The sequence below is a fragment of the Corallococcus sp. AS-1-12 genome, assembly GCF_020036995.1.
GTDB lineage: Bacteria > Myxococcota > Myxococcia > Myxococcales > Myxococcaceae > Corallococcus.
In genome coordinates, this window is record NZ_JAIQDD010000008.1 from 36,294 (window position 1) to 55,615 (window position 19,322).

Annotated in this window: 18 protein-coding genes; 10 read left to right on the forward strand and 8 right to left on the reverse strand. The window is 70.7% G+C overall.

Annotation, left to right across the window (positions count from 1 at the left end; translation table 11 throughout):
• Window positions 1-5: 5 nt before the first annotated feature.
• Both K8556_RS15380 and K8556_RS15385 read right to left on the reverse strand, forming a co-directional pair.
• Window positions 6-1,745: a protein-glutamate O-methyltransferase CheR gene (locus K8556_RS15380; protein WP_223740833.1), complete on the reverse strand. Its 1,740-nt coding sequence runs from the start codon at window positions 1,743-1,745 to the stop codon at window positions 6-8.
• Window positions 1,742-2,227: a chemotaxis protein CheW gene (locus K8556_RS15385; RefSeq protein WP_171423634.1), complete on the reverse strand. Its 486-nt coding sequence runs from the start codon at window positions 2,225-2,227 to the stop codon at window positions 1,742-1,744. Before K8556_RS15385 ends, K8556_RS15380 begins: the two co-directional genes overlap by 4 nt.
• A 214-nt stretch (window positions 2,228-2,441) precedes the next feature.
• Here K8556_RS15385 and K8556_RS15390 point away from each other — a divergent pair, with 214 nt between their 5' ends.
• The 3 genes from K8556_RS15390 to K8556_RS15400 all read left to right on the forward strand — a co-directional run bounded on the left by K8556_RS15390 (window position 2,442) and on the right by K8556_RS15400 (window position 6,423).
• Complete coding sequence (locus tag K8556_RS15390; protein ID WP_223740834.1) at window positions 2,442-4,025, forward strand: NAD(P)/FAD-dependent oxidoreductase; 1,584 nt, start codon at window positions 2,442-2,444, stop codon at window positions 4,023-4,025.
• 75 nt (window positions 4,026-4,100) lie between these two features.
• Window positions 4,101-5,549, forward strand: a complete 1,449-nt coding sequence (dgt, locus tag K8556_RS15395) for a dGTP triphosphohydrolase (RefSeq protein WP_223740835.1) — start codon at window positions 4,101-4,103, stop codon at window positions 5,547-5,549.
• A 28-nt stretch (window positions 5,550-5,577) separates the two neighbouring features.
• Complete coding sequence (locus tag K8556_RS15400; protein ID WP_223740836.1) at window positions 5,578-6,423, forward strand: hypothetical protein; 846 nt, start codon at window positions 5,578-5,580, stop codon at window positions 6,421-6,423.
• A 6-nt stretch (window positions 6,424-6,429) separates the two neighbouring features.
• Here the strand turns inward: K8556_RS15400 and K8556_RS15405 are convergent, their stop codons facing one another.
• On the reverse strand, window positions 6,430-6,789 hold the full coding sequence (locus tag K8556_RS15405) for a VOC family protein (RefSeq protein ID WP_223740837.1): 360 nt from the start codon (window positions 6,787-6,789) through the stop codon (window positions 6,430-6,432).
• Between the two features lie 166 nt (window positions 6,790-6,955).
• Window positions 6,956-8,740 carry a methyl-accepting chemotaxis protein gene (locus tag K8556_RS39490; protein WP_304503971.1) on the reverse strand — a complete coding sequence of 595 codons (1,785 nt, stop codon included), beginning with the start codon at window positions 8,738-8,740 and terminating at the stop codon, window positions 6,956-6,958.
• A gap of 304 nt (window positions 8,741-9,044) precedes the next feature.
• On the opposite strand from K8556_RS39490, the gene K8556_RS15415 reads away from it, so the two are divergent.
• Window positions 9,045-9,254 (forward strand): CsbD family protein, encoded by a 210-nt coding sequence (locus tag K8556_RS15415; protein ID WP_223740838.1) that lies wholly within the window; start codon window positions 9,045-9,047, stop codon window positions 9,252-9,254.
• Between the two features lie 89 nt (window positions 9,255-9,343).
• Here the strand turns inward: K8556_RS15415 and K8556_RS15420 are convergent, their stop codons facing one another.
• The gene (locus K8556_RS15420; protein ID WP_167548270.1) at window positions 9,344-9,505 is read right to left on the reverse strand and encodes a hypothetical protein; all 162 of its coding nucleotides are present in this window, start codon (window positions 9,503-9,505) and stop codon (window positions 9,344-9,346) included.
• A gap of 435 nt (window positions 9,506-9,940) precedes the next feature.
• On the opposite strand from K8556_RS15420, the gene K8556_RS15425 reads away from it, so the two are divergent.
• Together K8556_RS15425 and K8556_RS15430 are read left to right on the forward strand one after the other, a co-directional pair.
• A complete protein-coding gene (locus tag K8556_RS15425; RefSeq protein ID WP_223740839.1) occupies window positions 9,941-10,897 on the forward strand; it encodes a universal stress protein in 957 nt (318 codons plus the stop codon).
• A gap of 37 nt (window positions 10,898-10,934) precedes the next feature.
• Complete coding sequence (locus K8556_RS15430) at window positions 10,935-12,800, forward strand: ABC transporter ATP-binding protein (RefSeq protein WP_223740840.1); 1,866 nt, start codon at window positions 10,935-10,937, stop codon at window positions 12,798-12,800.
• A gap of 7 nt (window positions 12,801-12,807) precedes the next feature.
• Here K8556_RS15430 and K8556_RS15435 read toward each other — a convergent pair whose 3' ends face one another.
• Window positions 12,808-13,167, reverse strand: coding sequence for a co-chaperone YbbN (locus tag K8556_RS15435; RefSeq protein ID WP_223740841.1), 360 nt, complete (start codon window positions 13,165-13,167; stop codon window positions 12,808-12,810).
• Between the two features lie 214 nt (window positions 13,168-13,381).
• Between K8556_RS15435 and K8556_RS15440 the strand changes: the two genes are divergently transcribed.
• Entirely contained in the window at window positions 13,382-14,632 is a 1,251-nt protein-coding gene (locus K8556_RS15440) for an SMI1/KNR4 family protein (protein ID WP_223740842.1), read from the forward strand.
• A gap of 106 nt (window positions 14,633-14,738) precedes the next feature.
• On the opposite strand, the gene K8556_RS15445 is transcribed toward K8556_RS15440, so the two are convergent.
• Window positions 14,739-15,014 carry a hypothetical protein gene (locus K8556_RS15445; protein WP_223740843.1) on the reverse strand — a complete coding sequence of 92 codons (276 nt, stop codon included), beginning with the start codon at window positions 15,012-15,014 and terminating at the stop codon, window positions 14,739-14,741.
• A 115-nt stretch (window positions 15,015-15,129) separates the two neighbouring features.
• The gene (locus tag K8556_RS15450; protein WP_223740844.1) at window positions 15,130-15,777 is read right to left on the reverse strand and encodes a vancomycin high temperature exclusion protein; all 648 of its coding nucleotides are present in this window, start codon (window positions 15,775-15,777) and stop codon (window positions 15,130-15,132) included.
• 285 nt (window positions 15,778-16,062) lie between these two features.
• On the opposite strand from K8556_RS15450, the gene atpG reads away from it, so the two are divergent.
• The 3 genes from atpG (at window position 16,063) to K8556_RS15465 (ending at window position 19,298) form a co-directional block, all read left to right on the forward strand.
• A complete protein-coding gene (gene atpG / locus K8556_RS15455; RefSeq protein ID WP_223740845.1) occupies window positions 16,063-16,956 on the forward strand; it encodes an ATP synthase F1 subunit gamma in 894 nt (297 codons plus the stop codon).
• A gap of 331 nt (window positions 16,957-17,287) precedes the next feature.
• Complete coding sequence (gene atpD / locus K8556_RS15460) at window positions 17,288-18,733, forward strand: F0F1 ATP synthase subunit beta (protein ID WP_120587022.1); 1,446 nt, start codon at window positions 17,288-17,290, stop codon at window positions 18,731-18,733.
• A 7-nt stretch (window positions 18,734-18,740) separates the two neighbouring features.
• The gene (locus K8556_RS15465) at window positions 18,741-19,298 is read left to right on the forward strand and encodes a hypothetical protein (RefSeq protein ID WP_223740846.1); all 558 of its coding nucleotides are present in this window, start codon (window positions 18,741-18,743) and stop codon (window positions 19,296-19,298) included.
• The last annotated feature ends 24 nt before the right edge of the window (window positions 19,299-19,322 follow it).

Sequence of the window (19,322 nt, forward strand, 5' to 3'; positions counted from 1 at the left end):
CCTCTTTAGACTTCGGTCCGCTCCAGGCGCCGCCACTCCGCGCGGGCCACGTCCGCCAGCGCTCCGGCCCGCTCACCTTCGGCCAGCGGCACCAGCGCCTCTGGCGACAGCTTCCGGCACAGCCCTTCCGCCTCGCGGTAGGCCCGGGCGGCGGCGGCGGCCTGGTCCTGCCGGCGCAGCACGTGGCCCAGGAGCAGGTGGCCCACCGCGAGCCCCGGCTCCAGGTAGAGCGCCTGCCGGGCGGACCTCTCCGCGTCGGTCAGCCGCGCCTGTCCCAGGAGCAGCAAGGCCTCCAGATACCGCAGACCGGCGACCAGTGGGTGACGAACCGCGGCCTCCGCGCAGGCGAACAGCGCCGCGCGCGGGTCCAGGTTGGCCAGTGCACGAACCGCGGCCAGGGCGCCCTCCGGGTCCGCCGACCAGGCCCCGGCCCGCCGGGCGGCCTCGCGCCAGTCGCCGCGGGCCAGCGCCGCCCGCACGGCCTCCAACGCCTCCACGCTGAGCGTGAAGCGGGTGCGGGTCCCGGACGTGGAGGCCTCGCCGGCGCGACCCGCCGGTGTCCCCGCCGAGGGAGCACCGCCGCCCGAAGTTCCGAGGCCCGACGAGGGCGCACCGCCGCTGGGAGGCCCGAGGCCCGAGGCGGGAGCACCGCCGCCCGCAGCTCCGAGGCCCGACGAGGGCGCACCGCCGCCCGAAGTTCCGAGGCTCGACGAGGGCGAACCGCCGCCGGGCGTTCCCGGCGCGACGCCTCCCTCCAGGGACGGCCGGAGCCCCGGTGACGGGGAGGCGCCAGGGACGGGGAACGAACCGGCTCCGGGACGTCCGGCGGGGGCCGCGCCCGGCGGGCTTACGGTGAAGGGCGTGCCATCCGCGCGCAGCGGCGCCAGGGGCTGGAGCGGGACGAAGTGCCCGGCGTTCGAGCCGGCCAGGGGCCTGCGGTACAGCACGCCCCACTCCGTGAGGACGGGCTCGAACGGCGCGTAGTCCCCGAGCGGCGGATCCGACGGCCCCGTGAACAGGTACCCGCCGTCGTTCAGCGACGCATGGAGCCTGCGCGCCACGCCCTCGATGGTGGCGCGGTTGAAGTAGATGAGGACGTTGCGGCAGAAGACGACGTCCAACTGCCACAGGCCGCTCTCCGCCGAGGGCCACGTCTCCAGCGCCAGGTTGAGGTAGCCCAACTGCACGTGGCGCTTCACGTCCTGCGACAGCAGGTAGTAGCGGCCCTCCTGCTTGAGGTGGGGGCGCATGCGGTCCGCGGAGGGGCCGCGCAGGGACCAGTCCGTGTAGCGGGCCTGCTGGGCGCGCTGGAGCGCGGTGCGCGACACGTCCGTCGCGCGCACCGTCATGTGGTCCTCCCAGCCCTCGGCCATCAGCAGCGCGGCGATGGAGTAGGGCTCCTCGCCGGAGGAGCACGCCGCGCTCCACGCGCGCAGCAGGTGGTCCGGCCCCTGGCGCTCGCGCAGCTCCGGCAGCACCACGCGGCGCAGGTGGTCGAAGTGCTCGTGCGTGCGGAAGAAGTACGTCTCCCCGATGGTGAGCTCGGTGAGCAGGTCGTCCAGCAGCGCGTTGTCGAACGACAGCTCGCGCAGGTAGACCTCCACGTCGTCCTGGTCGGCGCGGGCCATGGCGCGCTGGATGCCTTCCAGCGCGGCGGCCAGGCAACTGGGCGCGGCGAGCCCCGCGCGCTCCTCCACCAGGGCGAGCACCTCCTTGAAGCCCGGGGGGAGGACGCCGCCAATCAAGCGGGCTCCGGAAGGGCTCCGAGCGCGGTGTCGAGTTGCAGGGCCTCCGCCTCGGAGAGGAACGAGCGCAGGTCGTGCACGAGCACCAGCCCGTCCGGGAGCTTCGCGGCCCCGGCCACGTACCCCACGCCCGGCAGCTCCCGGGGGGACGGGTCCCACTCCCCGGGGGTGACGGCGTGCAGCCCCTCCGCCCGGTCCACGCGCATCGCCACCGGCCGTCCCCCGGCGGAGGCGACGATGAAGTGGTCCATGGGGGACAGGGCGCGAGCGGGGTGGCGGAAGCGGCGCCGCAGGTCCAGCACGGGCAGCAGCTCGCCGCGCAGGTTGAGCAGGCCCTCCACCACGTCGGGGGCCCGGGGCAGGGGCGTGAGGCGCGCGGCGCGCACCAGCTCGCGCACATCCTCCACGGGCAGGCCGTAGCGCTGCCGCTCCAGGGTGAACAGCAGGACTTCCTGTGGGCGGGCCTCCGAGGGGGGATTCATGGATGCGCGTCGCAGGCTACAGGAGGGAGGGCGCCCTGGGGATTCAGGATGTTGGCCCGTCTTCCAGAGAACGCTCCGGGGGGGAGGGAGCGGGGGGCGGCCTGGAGCCAACGCCCGGCGGAGCGCCAGGAGTCCCGGAAGGAAACGCTTTTTCGTGCGGGCCGTCCTCAAGGGACAGTCGCCAGCAGGCACGGGGCCGGGCATCGTGAGGCACATGGTTCAGCACGTCATCGTCGTGGGCGCGGGCCCGGGGGGCCTGACGGCCGCCATCAACCTCGCGGGGCAGGGCTTCCGGGTCACCGTGGTGGAGAAGGACGCGGTGCCCGGCGGCCGGATGAAGGGGCTCACGCTGGGCGAAAGCGGCGAGTACGCGGTGGACACCGGCCCGTCCATCCTCCAACTGCCCGGCATCCTGAAGCAGATCTTCTGGCGCGCGGGGAAGCGGCTGGAGGACTACGTCACGCTGGTGCCGGTGGACCCGAACACGCGCGTGCACTTCTGGGACGGCACGCACCTGGACACGCGGCGGGACCTGGAGCGGATGGGCCAGGACCTGGAGCGGTTCGGGCCGGGGAAGGGGCGCGCGCTCCAGGAGTGGATGGAGGACGGGCGGCGGAAGTACGCGCTCGCGTACGAGAAGTTCATCTGCACGAACGCGGGCAGCCTGGACTACTACGCGCCCTGGCGGCTCGCGCCCACGCTGCGCTTCAAGCCGTGGCAGACGCTCTACAAGCAGTTGGACTCGTTCTTCCACGACGACCGGATGACGTACGCGCTGGCGTATCCGTCGAAGTACCTGGGGCTGCACCCGACGACGTGCTCCTCGGTGTTCAGCGTGATTCCGTTCATCGAGCTGTGCTTCGGCGTGTGGCACGTGCAGGGCGGGTTCCGGGAGCTGTCCCGAGGGATGATGAAGTGCGCCCAGGACCTGGGCGCGACGTTCCGGATGGGCACGGCGGTGGAGCAGGTGCGCACGGAGGCCGGGCGCGCGGTGGGGGTGAGGCTCGCGAGCGGCGAGGTGCTGGACGCGGACGCGGTGGTGGTGAACGCGGACCTCGCCTACGCGGCCCAGAAGCTGCTGGCCCCGGAGCTGCGCGAGGGCACGCGCCTGTCGGACGGGGCGCTGGAGCGGGCGAAGTATTCGTGCAGCACGTTCATGGCGTACTACGGGCTGGACACGACGTACGCGGACCTGCCGCACCACCTCATCTACCTGTCGGAGAGCGCGAGGCGCACGGACAAGGACGCGCTGGAGGACCGCACGGTGGACGTGGACGACCCGCCCTTCTACGTGTGCAACCCGGGGGTGACGGACGGCACGGGAGCGCCGAAGGGGCACTCGACGTTGTACGTGCTGGTGCCCACGCCCAACACGGCGCGCCCGGTGGACTGGGCGAAGACGGAGGCGACGCTGCGCGAGCGCATCCCGAAGATGCTGGAGAAGGTGGGCATCAAGGGGCTGCGCGAGCACGTGAAGGCGGAGCGCTACTTCACGGCGGAGACGTGGAGGGACGACTTCAACGTGTTCCGCGGCGCGGTGTTCAACCTGTCGCACACCTGGATGCAACTGGGCCCGCTGCGGCCCCGCGTGAAGAACGCGCAGGTGGACGGGCTGTACTTCGTGGGCGGAGGCACGCACCCGGGCAGCGGGCTCCTGACCATCATGGAGAGCGCGAACATCGCGGCGGACTACCTCACGCGCGAAGCCGGCAAGGGCCCGCTGAAGGGCTGGCCGTACGTTCCGCCCATGGAGGACGCCTCAGAAGAGGCGCCGCTCCGGATGGCCCGGAGCGGCTGAGGGGGCGCGCCGGCCTTCACTCCATGTCAGACCTCCCCGGTAGGTTCGGCGCCGTCGTCGAAACGGGGGGACACCATGGCGTTGGATTGGAAGACCTTGCTGTGTGACACGCGGATCCGCGAGGCCATGGGGGGACGGGCCTCCGCGCCGCTGGAGGACGATGGGCGGACCGAGTTCGATAGGGATTATGACCGGACGGTCTTCTCGACGCCGGTCCGGCGCCTGAAGGACAAGACCCAGGTGTTTCCGCTGGATCCGAACGACGCGGTCCGGACGCGCCTGACGCATTCCATGGAGGTCTCGACGCTGGCCCGAGGGCTCGCGCGTGGCGCGGCCCGTTGGATGTGGCGCGAGGGCCACATCGATTCCAGCCAACGGGTCCTCGACATCGAAGCCATCGCGGCGACGTGCGGCCTCATTCACGACCTGGGAAATCCTCCATTCGGTCATGCGGGCGAGGAGGCCATCAGCAGTTGGTTCAAGAAGAGCTTCGGGGAGACGGGGAAGGGGCTCTACCCCGGGGCGGAGACGGCTCCTGCGCGTGACGGCCAACTCCGGAATGATTTCTTGCGGTTCGAAGGAAACGCCCAGACGCTCCGCATCGTGTCGCGCCTTCAACTGCTCGCGGACTCCTACGGGCTGAACCTGACGGTGGGCACGCTGTCGGCGGCGATGAAGTACACGGCCGCTTCGGATGAGACGTCCGACACGGGTCCCGCCGACAGGAAGAAGCCCGGTTATTTCGCCTCGGAGCAGCCCCTCGTGGACCGGATCCGGTCGCTCACCGGGACGGGCACTGCGCGCAACCCCATCGCGTACCTCGTCGAAGCCTGTGACGACATGGTCTACGCGACCGTGGACCTCGAGGATGGGGTGAAGAAGGGCATCGTGAGCTGGCATGAGGTCGAAGCCTTCCTGGAGGGGAACGACGACTCGGGCCTGGCGAAGCGCATCCTCAAGAGTGTCCATGAGTACATCGAGAAAGCGGACACGCCGCTGGCGGGGCGGGCTCGGGACGAAGCCCTCGCGCAGCACTTCCGGACGCTGGTCATTGGCGAGGCCAAGAAGGAGGTCCTCGCGGCCTTCCGGAGGTACTACGCCCGGCTCATGCAGGGAGAGGCGCTGACACAGGGCGACCTCATCAGTGCCAGTGGAGCGGCCCGCCTCATCGAGGTGTGCAAGAAGTTCGGGCGCGAGCACGTCTACAACGCTCCGGAGACGCTCCGCCTGGAGACGCTGGGCCGCCGCGTCATCCATGGATTGATGGACATCTTCTGGGAGGGGGCCCATGGCTGTCCGGACCCGGTGGACACCACGAGCAAAGCCTGGAAGAAGTTCAACAAGAGCCCTGAAGGCAAGGTCTACAATCTGCTGTCGAGGAACTACCGGACCGCGTTCGAATCCGCTTCCAAGAGCTCAAGCCTTCCTCCGCTGTACCACCGCTACCAGTTGGTGACGGACTACGTCTGTGGAATGACAGACACCTTCGCTTGCGACCTCCATGCGCGGCTCACCCACGGATAGCGCGGTCATCCACGATCCTGTCGGCGTCTTGCGCAGGCGTCTGAGCGACTTCGTCACCCGTGTGCCCCATCCCTGGCACGGCGCGATGCGGACGCTCCTGGACGTCTTCCGGGAGCATGACTGGCAGGTCTTCGTCTTCGGCGGCACGCTGCGGGACCTGCTCGCTGTGTCGGCGACGGCGGCGCCCCGGGACGTCGACCTGGTGGTGGCGGGAGCGACGGGGGATGCGCTCCGGCAGGTGTTCTCCCGGGAGCTGGTCCGGGTCAACCGGTTCGGGGGGCTGCGACTCCAGGTCCAGAAGCTCCCGGTGGACGTCTGGACCCTGGAGTCCACGTGGGCCTTCCAGCAGCGGCTCGTTCCCGGAGGGGACTTCGCGCACCTGCCGAGGACGACCTTCCTCAACGTGGAGGCCGTCACCGCGGAGTTGGACACCCGGAAGGGGCGTGCTCGCCAGGTATACGGAGACGCTTTCTTCCGTGCGGTGCGCGAGCAGGTGCTCGAAATCAACCTGGAGGAGAACCCCTACGAGGGCCTCTGTGTGGTCCGGTCCCTGCTCACGGCGAGGAAGCTCCACTACGCGCTGGGGCCTCGGCTGGCGCAGTACATCGCCCATCATGGCTCCCGCATCGACGCGGCCGAACTGGAAGCCATCCAGCGCTCCCACTACGGCCGCGTCCGGCTCGACCGGGACCAGTTGATGCGCCTGACCCGGATCGTGAGCCGGAAGGTGACGGCCACGCGACCGAGGCCCGTCGAACTGCCCCGGGTGCGTCAGCTCGAATGGAAGCTGCCGCGTCCCCAGCAACTCGACTGGCACTCCCGGGAGTGGAGGTCCACGTCCCGGGGAGGGCCCACCTCGCAGAGCACCGGCTGATCCTTTTCAGGGGCGGCAGCTCACCTCCACGAGGATGCCGCCCGGGGCGCGGCAGTAGACGAGGGTGCCCCGGTTGTTGCGGATGACGTCGGACACCTCCAGGCCGTCCGCCTTCACGCGCTCATGGAAGGCGAGGACGGGGGCCTCGGAGTCCTGGAGGAAGCCGACGTGGAAGTCCTCGGGGAAGACGTCGGCGTCGCGCTTGCGGCGCTGGAGGATGAGCACGAAGCCATCCGTCCCGCCGAGCATGGCGATGGCGGGCGAGTCAGGGTTCTTCGCGTGCGACGTGAAGCCGCAGTAGCGCGTGAAGAAGCGGGCGGTGGCCTGGACGTCGGGGACCTGGAGATCAAGGTGGTTCAGCTTCATGGTGGACCTCGCGAAGGCACACGAGTGCCTTCGAAGGGCCGTGGGTCCTGACTCCCGAGGGAGACGGACAAGTGCTTCCACCATGGAAGTGACCGGGGCTCACCGAACCGGTCCGCCGTTTTCCGACCGGCGTGAAGGCTAACGCAATGACAGACGGAAGACCAGCCTACGAAACGTAGCGCTCCGCCAGCTCCGACACCTGCCCCGTCGCCTGCGCCACCGCCGTCGCCGCTTCCTGCGTCGTGCCCAACTGCCGCAGCGTCGCGGCCATCAGCTCGTCCATCTCGCTCACCGCGCTGAACAACTGATCCACGCCCGCGTGCTGCTGCGCCACCGCTTCGGCGATCTGCCGCACCGCCGACGCGGACTCGTGCGTCAGCTTGATCAGCTCCCGCAGCCGCTCGCCGCTCTTGCGCAGCGGCACCAGCGCCGCCTCCACGCCCGCGGAGCTCTTGTCCGCCGTCACCACCGCCTCGCCCGTGGCGGTCTCCATGCCCTCCAGCAGCCCGCGCACCTGGCCCGTGGCCTTGATGGACTGGTCCGCCAGCTCGCGCATCTGCCGCGCCACCACCGCGAAGCCCCGGCCCTGCTCGCCCGCGCGGCTCGCCTCGATGGCCGCGTTGATGGCCAGCATGTGCGACTGGTCCGCCAGCGACTTCACCACCTCCGACACCCGGCCCACCTCGCGGGCGCGCGTGCCTAGGTCCACCACCTGCCGGTTCAAGCCGTGCGTCAGGCCCCGGATGTCGTCGAGCCCCTGCTCCGTGCCCGCCAGCGACTCCTCGCCCAGCTTGCCCATCGCCGCGGCGCGCTCCGCCACCTGCAGGACGCTCCCCGCGCGGCTCGCCGCCAGCTTCGACATCTGCTGGATCTCCTGCGCTGTCGTGCGCGCCTGGTGGATGGCGGACGCCTGCCGCGACAGCGTCTGGTTCTGCTGGTCGCTCGCCTCCGTCAGCCGCGTGCCCGCCTTCGCCAGGTGCCCCGCGGACGAGCTCAGCGCCCGGGGCAGCTCCTGCAACTGCTCGTAGAGCAGCCACGTGCGCGCGGACAAATCACCCAACTCATCCGTGGACACCCACTGCGGCGGCGCCGCGCGGCCCTCCACCAGCGCGTCCAGCGACGCCCCCACCGCCCGCGCCCCCTGCGCCAGCCGGCGCGCCGCCCACGCCGCCGTGAAGATGGCCCCCAGCGCCGCGAACCCGCCCAGGAACGCCACCGGCAGCGTCAGGTCCCGCTGCAACGGCTGGATGCGCGAGCGCACCCGCGCCGCGCCCCGGTACTCGCCCGACAGCTCCAGGTCGTCCGCCAGCGAGGACAGGTTCTTCTCCAGCCGCAACTGCAACGTGGCGATGCTCGTGATGCACGTAATCAACAGCGCGGACACGACGATGGCCGGCAGGAACCAGCTCTGCCGGGGCAGGAACAGCCCCTCGCCAACGGGGCGCTCGTGCGGCGCGCGGCGGAACGCCTCCAGCGTCACCGCCGCCAGCGCCTTCTCGTAGAGCATGTACAGGATGGGCGCGCTGAAGAGCCCCGCGCTCATCGCCACCGCCACGCCCACCAGGATGACGCGCGGCGGCCGGTCCAGCGCCAGGCCAATGGCGCCGTTGAAGAAGATGCCCCCCAGGAACCAGCCCGACTGCGCCTCCACGAACGTGAGCACGCCCGGCAGCCGCAACAGCCGCCCCAGCCGCTCCGCGGGGCCCACCTCCGCCTCCACCGCGTGCCGCAGCAGCGCGCCCACCGCGCCAATGGGCACCACCAACGCCAGCCCGCCAATCACGATGGGCGTGACGACGCCCAGCACGAACCCGACGTTGCTCGCGTCCACCTCCAGCAACTGCATGTCGACGTAGATGGCCGGCGCCACCGCCACCGTGACGACCAGCGTGCGCAGCAAGAGCAGCTTGAAGAGCAGCGCCTGGGTCGAAGAGGGGGATGGCAGTGTCATCGGGTGACGGATCCGGTTGAACGGCTCAAGCCTGAGGGCGAAGCGCGGATGCGTCAATGCAACGCCGCCGTCTTGTGACACAGACTCCCGGGTCTCCGTGGATAACAGGGACGCAGCGGGTAGGGAGGGCAGGGCGCGTGTCGTTTCACCGCGCGCCGCGCGCTGTCCATTGCCTGACATTCCGGCCTGTCCCGACCCCGAGGAGGGCGGCCGTGCGGACGAGCCGGCAGCACCCTGGCGCGCGCCCGTGACGTGAGCACATTGTCCTCCACAACGCTTCACACACCGACGTCAGGAGGACGCCATGGGCGAGTGGACTGACAAGACCAAGGGCAAGGTGAAGGAGACCGTGGGCGTGGCGACCGGCGACCGCTCGCTGGAAGCCGAGGGCAAGGCGGACACGCTCAAGGGAAAGATCAAGGGCGTGGTCGAGGACGTGAAGCACGCCATCAAGGACAAGGCCGACGAGCGCGAGGAAGTGCGTCGCGGTGACGCGGATCCGTATCAGCGCTAGCGATACCTCGCTGAAACCCCGTTGAAACCGTTCGGGCCGCGGAAGCCTTCGTGCTTCCCGCGGCCCGGGCTGTCTTCAGCGGCGCGTGCTCACTGCCGCATCTTCTCGCAGGGACACGCCACCTCCAGGAAGGTGGTGGACTTCCCGCTGAGCATCACCCAGAGACAGCGCAACACACAGGCTGTACCGAACTCCCGGTAGATGAGTCCCAGGTTGGAAACCACCTCACGTCCGGTGATGACCCCTCGCATGTTCCCGCTCCCTTGCGTCCTGCCGTCCGACCCGCCGCCCATGGCCTCGTGAGAGGCCGGGCAGAGGTCTTTGCAAAGGGCTGGCCGAGCCGCTGAAAGCGCCCCCCTTCCCCAGGGTCCTGCGGTGAACGTCTCAAACCGTTGAAACAGCGGCCCTGGACGCACGCCTGCCCTGGAGTCCTTGAACGAAGCGGTGCGGCGCCCTGAAAACGTTACAGAAACAGGATGGCGTCCAGGGGATGGAAGGCCTGTCCGCCTGCCCCCGCCGCTCGCGTGCCCCGCCGCCCGGCTGCGGACGCAGCGTCGCCGCGAAGGACGGGTGGCACATCCACCAACGGGTCTGAATGTATGTCCATGAGGGCCCGCGTCAGGCGGGAGGCTCTTCCGCGGTGCGTCCCAGTGGTGAAGGGGAAGGGAGTCGAGATGAGGCCAAACGTGTCTTCCAGGAGGAGCCAGCCGCTGCTGCCCGACGGACTCCTGCGCGCCCAGCGGGGGCTGCGGCGGGTGGCGGTGGGGTTGGACTTCTCCCTGCAGTCCGAGTTCGCGCTGGCCCGCGCGCTGCGGCTCCCGCTCGCGCACGGGGCGGCCTTCAGCGTGCTGCACGTGAGCCCGCCGTTGGATGGCCACACCGGCCCGGACGGGACGGTGGACGGCGAGCGGTGCCTGCGCCGGTCGGTGTCGTCCGCCGTGAAGCGGCTGCGGCAGCGGCCGGACGTGGACGTGCGCGAGGAGCTGCGCACCGGGGACGCCCCGCACGAGGCGGCGGAGCTGGCGAAGGACCAGGGCGTGGAGGTGCTGGTGGTGGGCCGGCCGCACCCGACCCAGCCGGTGAAGCCGCTGCCCGAGGACGCCATGGTGATGCGGCTGGTGCGGGAGGTGGACGCGTCCGTGCTGGTGGTGATGCCGCGCCCGGGCCGCGTCTACCACCGGCCCCTCGTCGCGGTGAACTTCTCGCGCGAGTCCCGCCGCGCGCTGGAGCTCACCATGCGCCTGTGTCCGGTCTCGACCCCCATCGAGGTGCTGCACGTGGTGGACCTGCGCCAGGAGGAGGCGGCCCTGCTCCACGAGGACGCCTCCCTGACGTCTCGACTGCGGCTGCGGCAGGAGCGCGAGGACGCGGCGCGAAGGGCGCTCGGGCGCTTCCTGGCGCCGTACCGGGAGACGGGCCGGGTGATGGAGAGCCACGTGCGCTTCGGGGACCCGTGCGAGTGCATCCTCGCGCAGGCCCGGGAGGGTGACGCGGACCTGCTCACGCTGGGCATGTCCTCCGCGAACCCGCCCACCGCGGTGACCGAGGGCGTGCTGCGGCACTCGCGCTGCGACGTGCTCATCTCACGGCACGCCGCCCCGCCCACCCCCCTGCCGGACGGCGGGGGCACGCCGGCCTCCTGAAGGCAGGGAAGTCCAGCGCGGCGGGCGCTGGAGCGTTATGAGGGGCGGCACCTTGTCACGCCCCCTGCCGACACCGCCGCCTACGCTCCGGGCCCGCCTGAAGAACGCGGGCGTCCTCTTCAAGCAGCTCCCGGGCACCTTCCACCTGTTCTGGAGGGCGAGCCCCCGGGGCGCGGTGGTGCTGGGCGCGCTCACGCTGGTGGCGGCGGTGCTGCCGGCGGGCATCGCGTGGGTGGGCAAGCTCATCGTCGACACGGTGGTGGCCGCGGCGAAGGGCGACGCGGCGGCGGGCTCGCGCGTGGCGGGGCTCGTCGCCACGGAGTTCGCGCTGATGGTGGCCTCCGCGGTGGTGGACCGGGGGCTGACGCTCACGAAGGACCTGCTGCGCGCGCACCTGGGCAACCTGCTCAACGAACGCATCCTCCAGAAGGCGCTGGACCTGGAGCTCAAGCACTTCGAGGACTCGGACACCTACGACAAGATGCAGAACGCGCGGCGGGAGGCGAACGCGCGCCCGCTGTCGCTGGTGATGCAGGCGTTCAGCATCGTGCGCAACGTCATCACCCTGTCCACCTACGCGGTGCTGCTCGTGGCGCTGTCGCCGTGGAGCGTGGTGGTGCTGCTCGCCGCGTCCATCCCCGCGTTCATCGCGGAGGCGCGGCTGGCGGCGGAGGGCTTCCGGCTGTACTCGTGGCGCGCGCCCGAGGGCCGCAAGCTCAACTACCTGGAGTGGATCCTCACGCGCGACAGCACCGTGAAGGAGGTGAAGCTCTTCGGGTTGGGGCCGCTGGTGATGGGGAGATACCGCGACCTGTTCCAGAAGTTCTTCGCGGAGGACCGGGCGCTCGCGCGCAAGCGCATGGTGTGGGGCCTGGGCCTGGGCCTGCTGTCGCTGGCGGCCTTCTACGGCTGCTATCTCTTCGTGGCCAGCCGCGCGGCGGCCGGCGGCATCTCCGTGGGTGACATGGTGCTGTACCTGGCCGTCTTCCGGCAGGGGCAGGCCGCGTTCCAGGGCATCCTCACCAGCGTGGGCTCCATGTACGAGGACGCGCTCTTCATGAGCAACCTCTTCGCCTACCTGGACATCCCCACGGTGGAGAACACGCCGAGGCTGCTGCCCGCCGTCTCACCGCCGCGCGGCAGGGCCAACGCCATCGAGATGAAGGACGTGTCCTTCCGCTACGCGGGCAAGGACGCGTGGGCGCTGCGCAACGTGAACCTCACGCTCAAGCCCGGCCAGAAGCTGGCGCTGGTGGGGGAGAACGGCGCGGGGAAGAGCACGCTGGTGAAGCTGCTCCTGCGCATGTACGAGCCCACGGAGGGCCAGATTCTGTACGGCGGCGTGGACACGGCGCGCATGGACGCGGACGACCTGCGCGGCCGCTTCGGGGCGGTGTTCCAGGACTTCGTGCGCTACCAGTTCAGCGTGTCGGAGAACATCGGCCTGGGCCACGTGCCCGCGCTGGAGGACCGGCCGCGCATCGAACGGGCGGCGGAGCAGGGCGGGGCGAACACGGTCATCGCGGCGCTGCCGGCGCAGTACGACACGATGCTGGGCGGCTGGTTCGAGAAGGGCCAGGAGCTGTCCAGCGGCCAGTGGCAGAAGCTGGCGGTGTCGCGCGCCTTCATGCGCGACGACGCGGAGGTGCTCATCCTGGACGAGCCCACGGCCAGCATCGACGCGGAGGCGGAGCACGCCCTCTTCGAGCGCTTCCAGGCGCTGGCCGCGGACCGCATCGCCATCGTGATTTCGCACCGCTTCTCCACGGTGCGCATGGCGGATCAGATCGCCGTGCTCCACAACGGCACGGTGCAGGAGCTGGGCAGCCACGACGAGCTGATGGCGCTGGACGGGCGCTACGCGCACCTGTTCCGGCTCCAGGCGCGCGGCTACCGGGACTGAGGGCTTCTCAAGCCTGGGCCTTGGCGCCGCCGGGCAGGTGGTCCCGGATGACGCCCAGGAAGTACGGCTTGCCGTAGTACTGGCTCATCTTCCCCAGCAGCTTCCCGTTGCGGAACAGCAGGAAGGTGGGGATGCCGTACAGGCCGAAGCGGGTGGCCAGGGCCTCGTGCTCGTAGGCGTTGACCTTGACGACGCGCATGGGGGCGCCGTCCAGCTCCTGGAGGAGCTCCGGTTCAGCGGCCGCGTAGATGTCGCAGTTCGGGCAGCCGGGCCCCCAGAAGTCCACCACCACCAGCTCGTCGCGGGGTTCCATGACGAGCGAGTCGAAGGTCTCGGTCGTCGCCTCGATGCTTACGGGATGCGCCATGGGGGCCTTCCTAACGCCCGGGGGGCGGGCCTTCCATCCGGGTTGCCTGGACCCGGGGCGGGCGGCCAGGAGGGATGGAGGGGGCGGGCGTGTCAGGTTGTCCAGGTATGTCTACAGGCGTCGGGTGGACGAAACCCGACATGCACACTGCTCACGGGGGCCCAAGGCGCCATAAGGTGCGAGCCCTGGTGGCTGTCGATGTCGTGGAGGGGTCATGCACGAGTGGTTGGAGGCACTGCGCAAGTCGGCGAAGGCGACCTCGGAGGGTGTGCAGGCGGAGGAGGTCCGCCGCGCGGAGACGGAGTGCGGCGTCCCGTTCCCCGAGGACCTGGCGGACCTGTACCAGGCGCTCAACGGCGGTGAGTTCCAGGGCGAGGTGCGGCTGTTCCCGCTGCACGGCGGCGAGGGAGCGCCCAGCGTCCTGGAGAAGAGCCGGCTGATGGTGGTGGGCCTGCCCGCCGCGGGCGTCTGGCGCTTCGGGCTGAAGGGGGCGCACCGGCACCTGTTCGTCGCGCGCAAGTCCGCGATGGTGGAGCAGGGGGACGGTGGTCCGCTGCCCGGCTGGGTGGACGCGCTGGACGGGGACACCTGGGTCTTCGGCACCTGGGACGGCGAAAAGCGGGAGATGCGGCTGTACCGCCGGCTCAAGGACATGCTCGAGGTGCTGATTCCGCCCGTGGAGGAGGTGGAGAGCTTCGGGGAGCGGACGTTCGCGCGGGCCATGAACGCCGTGCTCCAGGGAGCGCTGTCCGGAGCGGCCGCGCAGGCGGAGGACGAGGAGGAGGCCCCCGCCGGACGTGGCGGCGACGACTCGAGCGACCTGGCCGCCCTGGCCCGTGACGCGGGCGAGGACGAGGAGCTCGAAGCCGCGGAGGCCGCCGACGAGCTCGAAGCCGGGGAGGCCGAGGTGTCCGGCGAGGAGGAGCTGGAGGCGGAGATGGCCGAGGACACCGGTGAGGAGGCCCCCGAGCAGGAGGAGCTGTTCGAGGAGCCCGAGCGCCCCGCCGTGAAGAAGGCCCGCCGCGAGAAGGCCGTCACCGAGACGCCGTCCGCCCCCGCGAAGAAGGCCGCGGGCAAGGCTGCCGCGAAGAAGGCTGCCGCCGCGAAGGAGGCCATGGGCAAGGCCGCCGTGAAGAAGGGCGCCGCCGCGAAGAAGTCCACGGGCAAGGCTGCCGCGAAGAAGTCCGCTGCGAAGGGGGCTGCTGCGAAGAAGGGTGCCACCGCGAAGAAGTCCGCCGCGAAGGGGGCGAGCCAGAAGCGCGGCGCTGCCGCGAAGAAGGCCACGGGCAAGGCCGCCGCGAAGGGCGCTGCCCAGAAGCGTGGCTCTGCCGCGAAGGGGGCGGCCCAGAAGCGTGGCGCCGCCGCGAAGAAGGGCGCCGCCGCGAAGAAGGGCGCTGCCCAGAAGCGCGGGGCCACCAAGAAGGCCACGGGCAAGGCCGCCGCGAAGAAGACCTCGCGCCGTTAGCCCTGGCCGCGCGGGGCCTCCCGTCGAGGCCTCGACTGAAAACAAAGGGCGCGTCCCATGCACTGGGGCGCGCCCTGTTCACAGCCGCATCCGGTGGTCGGCCCGGCTACCCCTCGGGCAGCAGGTCCGGCGACTGGGCGCGCGGTCCGGGTTCGTCAGGCTGCGCGGTCAGCTCGCGCTCCTCTTCCTCCTCATCAGCCCGGCCGAAGCGCTGGATCTGATCCGGCAGGATGTCCCGCGCATCCGCCTCCTCCTCCATGGGCGGCGACAGCGCCAGGTCCTGGTCCGAGATGTTGATCTCGTCCTCTCCAGTCTCCGGGTTGCGGTGGCGCAGCGAGGTGGACTCGCCCACATCCTCGTCTCCGAGCTTGTTGAACTTCATGGGGTCTCCTCGACAGGGACGGTTGAGAAAAGCTTCCGTGTCCCCACGAAAATGGGACCCCCGGACAGGAGCGGCAATGGACGCCGCCCGCCTGCCTGCCGGGCCCAACCGCTCGTCAGCGGGGAGCCGTCGGCGGCTGGCCGTCAGGGCTGCCGGGCTCCACCTCCAGCAGCACCATCCCCAGCGCCAGCACCCGGGAGAGCGTCTCGCGCACCGTGTAGCGCCAGGGAGTCGCCCGTCCCTCGTCCGCCGCCACGCCCCACGCGTCGATACCCACCGAGTTGGCGATGAAGAGCGCCCGCGACAGGTGGAAGCGCTGCGTGACGAGCACCGCCCGGTCCGCGCCGAACACCGAGTGCGCCCGCAGGCAACTGTCGTAGGTGGACAGCCCCGCCTCGTCCCCCACCACCGCGTCCTCCGGCACCCCGCGCTCCAGCAGGTAGCGCCGCATGGCCCGAGTCTCGTTGTGGAAGGGCGCGGAGTTGTCCCCGCTCACCAGCAGCGACCGCACCTTGCCCTGCCGCCAGAGCGCGATGGCCGCGTCCAGCCGCTGCGCCAGCACCGGCGACGGCACCGCGCCCGGCGCCAGCCCCGCCCCGAACACCAGGGCGATGGGGGCCTCCGGCGCGACCGCCAGCGGCACGATGCGGCCCTGGTAGCGCAGGCGCACGAAGTGCGACAGACCCAGCAGGACGGCCAGGGCCAGCCCGAGCAGCCCCAGGCCCCTGCGTACCCACACCCTGGTCGTGCCGCCAGCCTTCATGGACCTCGCGCAACGTCGGAAGGGGCCATTCTCTTCCGGCGCCCCCCGGTCGGAAAGCACCACGGGCGGCCCTCTGGCGGGAACTGGTCACGCCCGCCCGGCCCCCGGACGGCGGTGGCGGCGGGCTCCGGGCACGGGCCCTGGTGGCAGGCAGGGGCCCCGGGTCCGGGCACCCCGCCGTTGACCGGCCTCCGCCCCGCCTATATAGGGGGCCCGCCGTCCCTGAAGGCCAGCCCGGGCTGTCACGGGGCACGCGCCGCACGTCTTACGAGGAGTTTCCGGTCCATGGCGTCCCTTCGCGACATCCGCAAGCGCATCCGCTCGGTGAAGAACACGCGGCAGATCACCAAGGCCATGAAGATGGTCTCCGCCGCGAAGCTGCGGAAGGCGCAGGACGCCATCCTCGCGGCCCGCCCGTACGCGCAGACGCTGGAGCAGATCATCTCCGAGCTGGCCGTGCGCTCCGCCGACCAGGAGCTGGCGCACCCGCTGCTCGCCACCCGCCCCATCCGCCGCGTGGAGCTGCTGCTCCTCACGTCCGACCGCGGCCTCGCCGGCGGCTTCAACTCCAACGTCATCCGCCGCGCCAACCGCTACCTGTACGAGAACAGCAACCTCCAGGTGCGCGTCTCCACGGTGGGCCGCAAGGGCAACGACTTCTTCCGCAACCGCGGCCAGTCCATCCGCAAGGACTTCGCCGGCCTGTACGCGACGCTGAACTACCGCTCCGCCGCCAACGTCGCGGAGGAGCTGGCCGCCGCCTTCCTCAACGACGAGGTCGACGCGGTCTACGTCGTCTACAACGAGTTCGTCTCCGCCATCACCCAGAACGTGGTCGTGTCGCAGCTCCTCCCGCTGCAGCCCGCCACCACGAAGGCCGCCACCCCCGCCCCGGAGGCCGTGACCTCCGCCCCGGCCCTGGTGGACTTCAAGTACGAGCCGTCCCGCCAGGCCGTGCTGGACCGGCTGGTGCCCCAGGCGGTGAACATCAAGCTGTACCGGGCGCTGCTGGAGAGCGTGGCCAGCGAGCAGGGCGCGCGCATGAGCGCCATGGAGAACGCCACCAACAACGCCACGGACATGATCTCCAGCTACACCCTGCTCTACAACCGCACCCGCCAGGCGGTCATCACCAAGGAGCTCATGGAGATCGTCTCCGGCGCCGAGGCCCTCAAGTAGTCCGCCTCCCGGCCGGTCGCACCCCCTCGGCTCCAGACGATGGGCCCGCTGCTCCCGCTCCCACGAGCGCCGGGCACGGGCCCTTCGTCGTTCCAGACTCCCCCCTTCGAGGCTCCCCAACGAGCAGGCGCGTCAGAGGGGAAGCGCAAGGGACTGGCGCTGGGGACACCGCTCCGCTAAGCGGGACTTACGCAGGCGGACCCGGGAGGCTTGACCCTGCCGGGCACCCCCCGGTAAAGGGGGCCCGCCCACACCCCTCTTCGGGGTTCGATTTCCTGACGGGCGGCGGCGCCCCGGCCGCTCGCCACACGAGACAAGGCAGAGGAGTCCCATGAGCGCTCAAGTCCCGACGACTGGCAAGATCACGCAGGTTCTCGGCCCCGTGGTCGACGTGGAGTTCCCGCCCGGCGGGCTCCCTGAGGTGTACGCCGCCCTCAAGGTGACCAACCCCAACCTGGGCGCGGAGAAGGACAACCTCACCATCGAGGTCGCGCAGCACCTGGGTGAGAACACCGTGCGCTGCATCGCCATGGACTCCACGGAGGGCCTGGGCCGCGGCATGCCGGTGAGCAACACGGGCGCCCCCATCCAGGTGCCGGTGGGCAAGGCCACCCTGGGCCGCATCATGAACGTCACCGGCGAGCCGGTGGACGAGATGGGCCCCGTGAACGCCACCGAGTACTGGCCCATCCACCGCGCGCCCCCGCCGTTCACGGAGCAGGACGTGCGCGTGCAGATGTTCGAGACCGGCATCAAGGTCATCGACCTGCTCGCCCCCTACACCCGTGGCGGCAAGATCGGCCTGTTCGGCGGCGCCGGCGTGGGCAAGACGGTGCTCCTGCAGGAGCTCATCCGCAACGTGGCCGTGGAGCGCGGCGGCTTCTCCGTGTTCGCCGGCGTCGGTGAGCGCACCCGCGAAGGCAACGACCTGTACCACGAGATGCAGGAGACCAAGGTCATCCAGACCGACAACCTGGAGAAGAGCCAGGCGGTCCTCGTGTACGGCCAGATGAACGAGCCGCCCGGCGCCCGCGCCCGCGTGGCCCTCTCCGCGCTGACCATGGCGGAGTACTTCCGCGACGTGGAGGGCCGTGACGTGCTCCTCTTCGTGGACAACATCTTCCGCTTCACCCAGGCCGGCTCGGAAGTGTCCGCCCTCCTGGGCCGCATCCCCAGCGCGGTGGGTTACCAGCCCACGCTCGCCACGGAGATGGGCGGCCTGCAGGAGCGCATCACCTCCACCACCAAGGGCTCCATCACCTCCGTGCAGGCCATCTACGTGCCCGCGGACGACCTGACGGACCCGGCCCCCGCCACCGCGTTCGCCCACCTGGACGCGACCACGGTGCTCAACCGCTCCATCGCGGAGCTCGCCATCTTCCCCGCCGTGGACCCGCTGGACTCCACCAGCCGCATCCTGTCCGCGGACGTGCTGGGCGCCGAGCACTACGCCGTGGCCCGCCGCATCCAGGGCATCCTGCAGCGCTACAAGGAGCTCCAGGACATCATCGCCATCCTCGGCATGGACGAGCTGTCGGAAGAGGACAAGCTGTCCGTGGCGCGCGCCCGCAAGATCCAGCGCTTCCTGTCCCAGCCGTTCTTCGTGGCCAAGGTCTTCACCGGCCTGGACGGCCGCTACGTGAAGCTCCAGGACACCATCCGCTCCTTCAAGGAGATCGCGGACGGCAAGCACGACGACCTCCCGGAGTCCGCCTTCTACATGGTCGGCTCCATCGAGGAGGCGCAGGAGAAGGCCCGCAAGCTGGCGGCGGCGTAAGACACCCATGCGCCTGACCGTCGCGCTCGCCCTGCTCATGTGTGGTGCCGCGCCTTCCGCCCTGGCGGGGGAGCGCGGCAGCCGGGCACGGGTGAGCGCGAACGGCCTCTACAGCGTCCGCCTGGTGGACGTGGGCGTGGGGAAGTGCCGGCTGGAGATGCTCAAGGAGAGCGGGCCCCTCTGGTCGGCGGACGTGTGCGTGGGGACGGTGGACGACCTCTACTTCGCGTCCAATGACGGGGAGAAGGTCTGGGTGCTCTACCCGCTGGTGGAGAAGGGCAAGGCGCCCCCCAGCATGAGCAGGAAGAAGACGAAGGGCCACAGCCTGGCGTGGGCCCGGGTGATGGTGGCCGCCCAGTTCGACCGCACCGGGCAGAAGCTCCAGGAGCGGCGGCTGACGGAGCTGATGACGACGAAGCAGTTGTCGGAGGTGCGGCAGTTGGCCCACCACCTCAAGTGGCTGGAGGGCACGCTGGGCATCCCGGGCAAGGGCCCGCGCCTGACGGACGCCGGGGTGTTGGAGTTCGAGCCGGTGGGCGTGAAGACCCAGCGGCTGACTTTCTGATGCGGTAGTGCGGTAGCACGAGGA

Coding starts and splice junctions, on each gene's coding strand:
- K8556_RS15435 (WP_223740841.1), bottom strand. CDS start 13,167: ATGGCGCATCCCGTAAGCATCGAGGCGACGACCGAGACCTTCGACTCG.
- K8556_RS15385 (WP_171423634.1), bottom strand. CDS start 2,227: ATGAATCCCCCCTCGGAGGCCCGCCCACAGGAAGTCCTGCTGTTCACC.
- K8556_RS15445 (WP_223740843.1), bottom strand. CDS start 15,014: ATGAAGTTCAACAAGCTCGGAGACGAGGATGTGGGCGAGTCCACCTCG.
- K8556_RS15440 (WP_223740842.1), top strand. CDS start 13,382: ATGCACGAGTGGTTGGAGGCACTGCGCAAGTCGGCGAAGGCGACCTCG.
- K8556_RS15465 (WP_223740846.1), top strand. CDS start 18,741: ATGCGCCTGACCGTCGCGCTCGCCCTGCTCATGTGTGGTGCCGCGCCT.
- K8556_RS15405 (WP_223740837.1), bottom strand. CDS start 6,789: ATGAAGCTGAACCACCTTGATCTCCAGGTCCCCGACGTCCAGGCCACC.
- K8556_RS15430 (WP_223740840.1), top strand. CDS start 10,935: ATGAGGGGCGGCACCTTGTCACGCCCCCTGCCGACACCGCCGCCTACG.
- atpG (WP_223740845.1), top strand. CDS start 16,063: ATGGCGTCCCTTCGCGACATCCGCAAGCGCATCCGCTCGGTGAAGAAC.
- K8556_RS15450 (WP_223740844.1), bottom strand. CDS start 15,777: ATGAAGGCTGGCGGCACGACCAGGGTGTGGGTACGCAGGGGCCTGGGG.
- dgt (WP_223740835.1), top strand. CDS start 4,101: ATGGCGTTGGATTGGAAGACCTTGCTGTGTGACACGCGGATCCGCGAG.
- K8556_RS15415 (WP_223740838.1), top strand. CDS start 9,045: ATGGGCGAGTGGACTGACAAGACCAAGGGCAAGGTGAAGGAGACCGTG.
- K8556_RS39490 (WP_304503971.1), bottom strand. CDS start 8,740: ATGACACTGCCATCCCCCTCTTCGACCCAGGCGCTGCTCTTCAAGCTG.
- atpD (WP_120587022.1), top strand. CDS start 17,288: ATGAGCGCTCAAGTCCCGACGACTGGCAAGATCACGCAGGTTCTCGGC.
- K8556_RS15420 (WP_167548270.1), bottom strand. CDS start 9,505: ATGCGAGGGGTCATCACCGGACGTGAGGTGGTTTCCAACCTGGGACTC.
- K8556_RS15390 (WP_223740834.1), top strand. CDS start 2,442: ATGGTTCAGCACGTCATCGTCGTGGGCGCGGGCCCGGGGGGCCTGACG.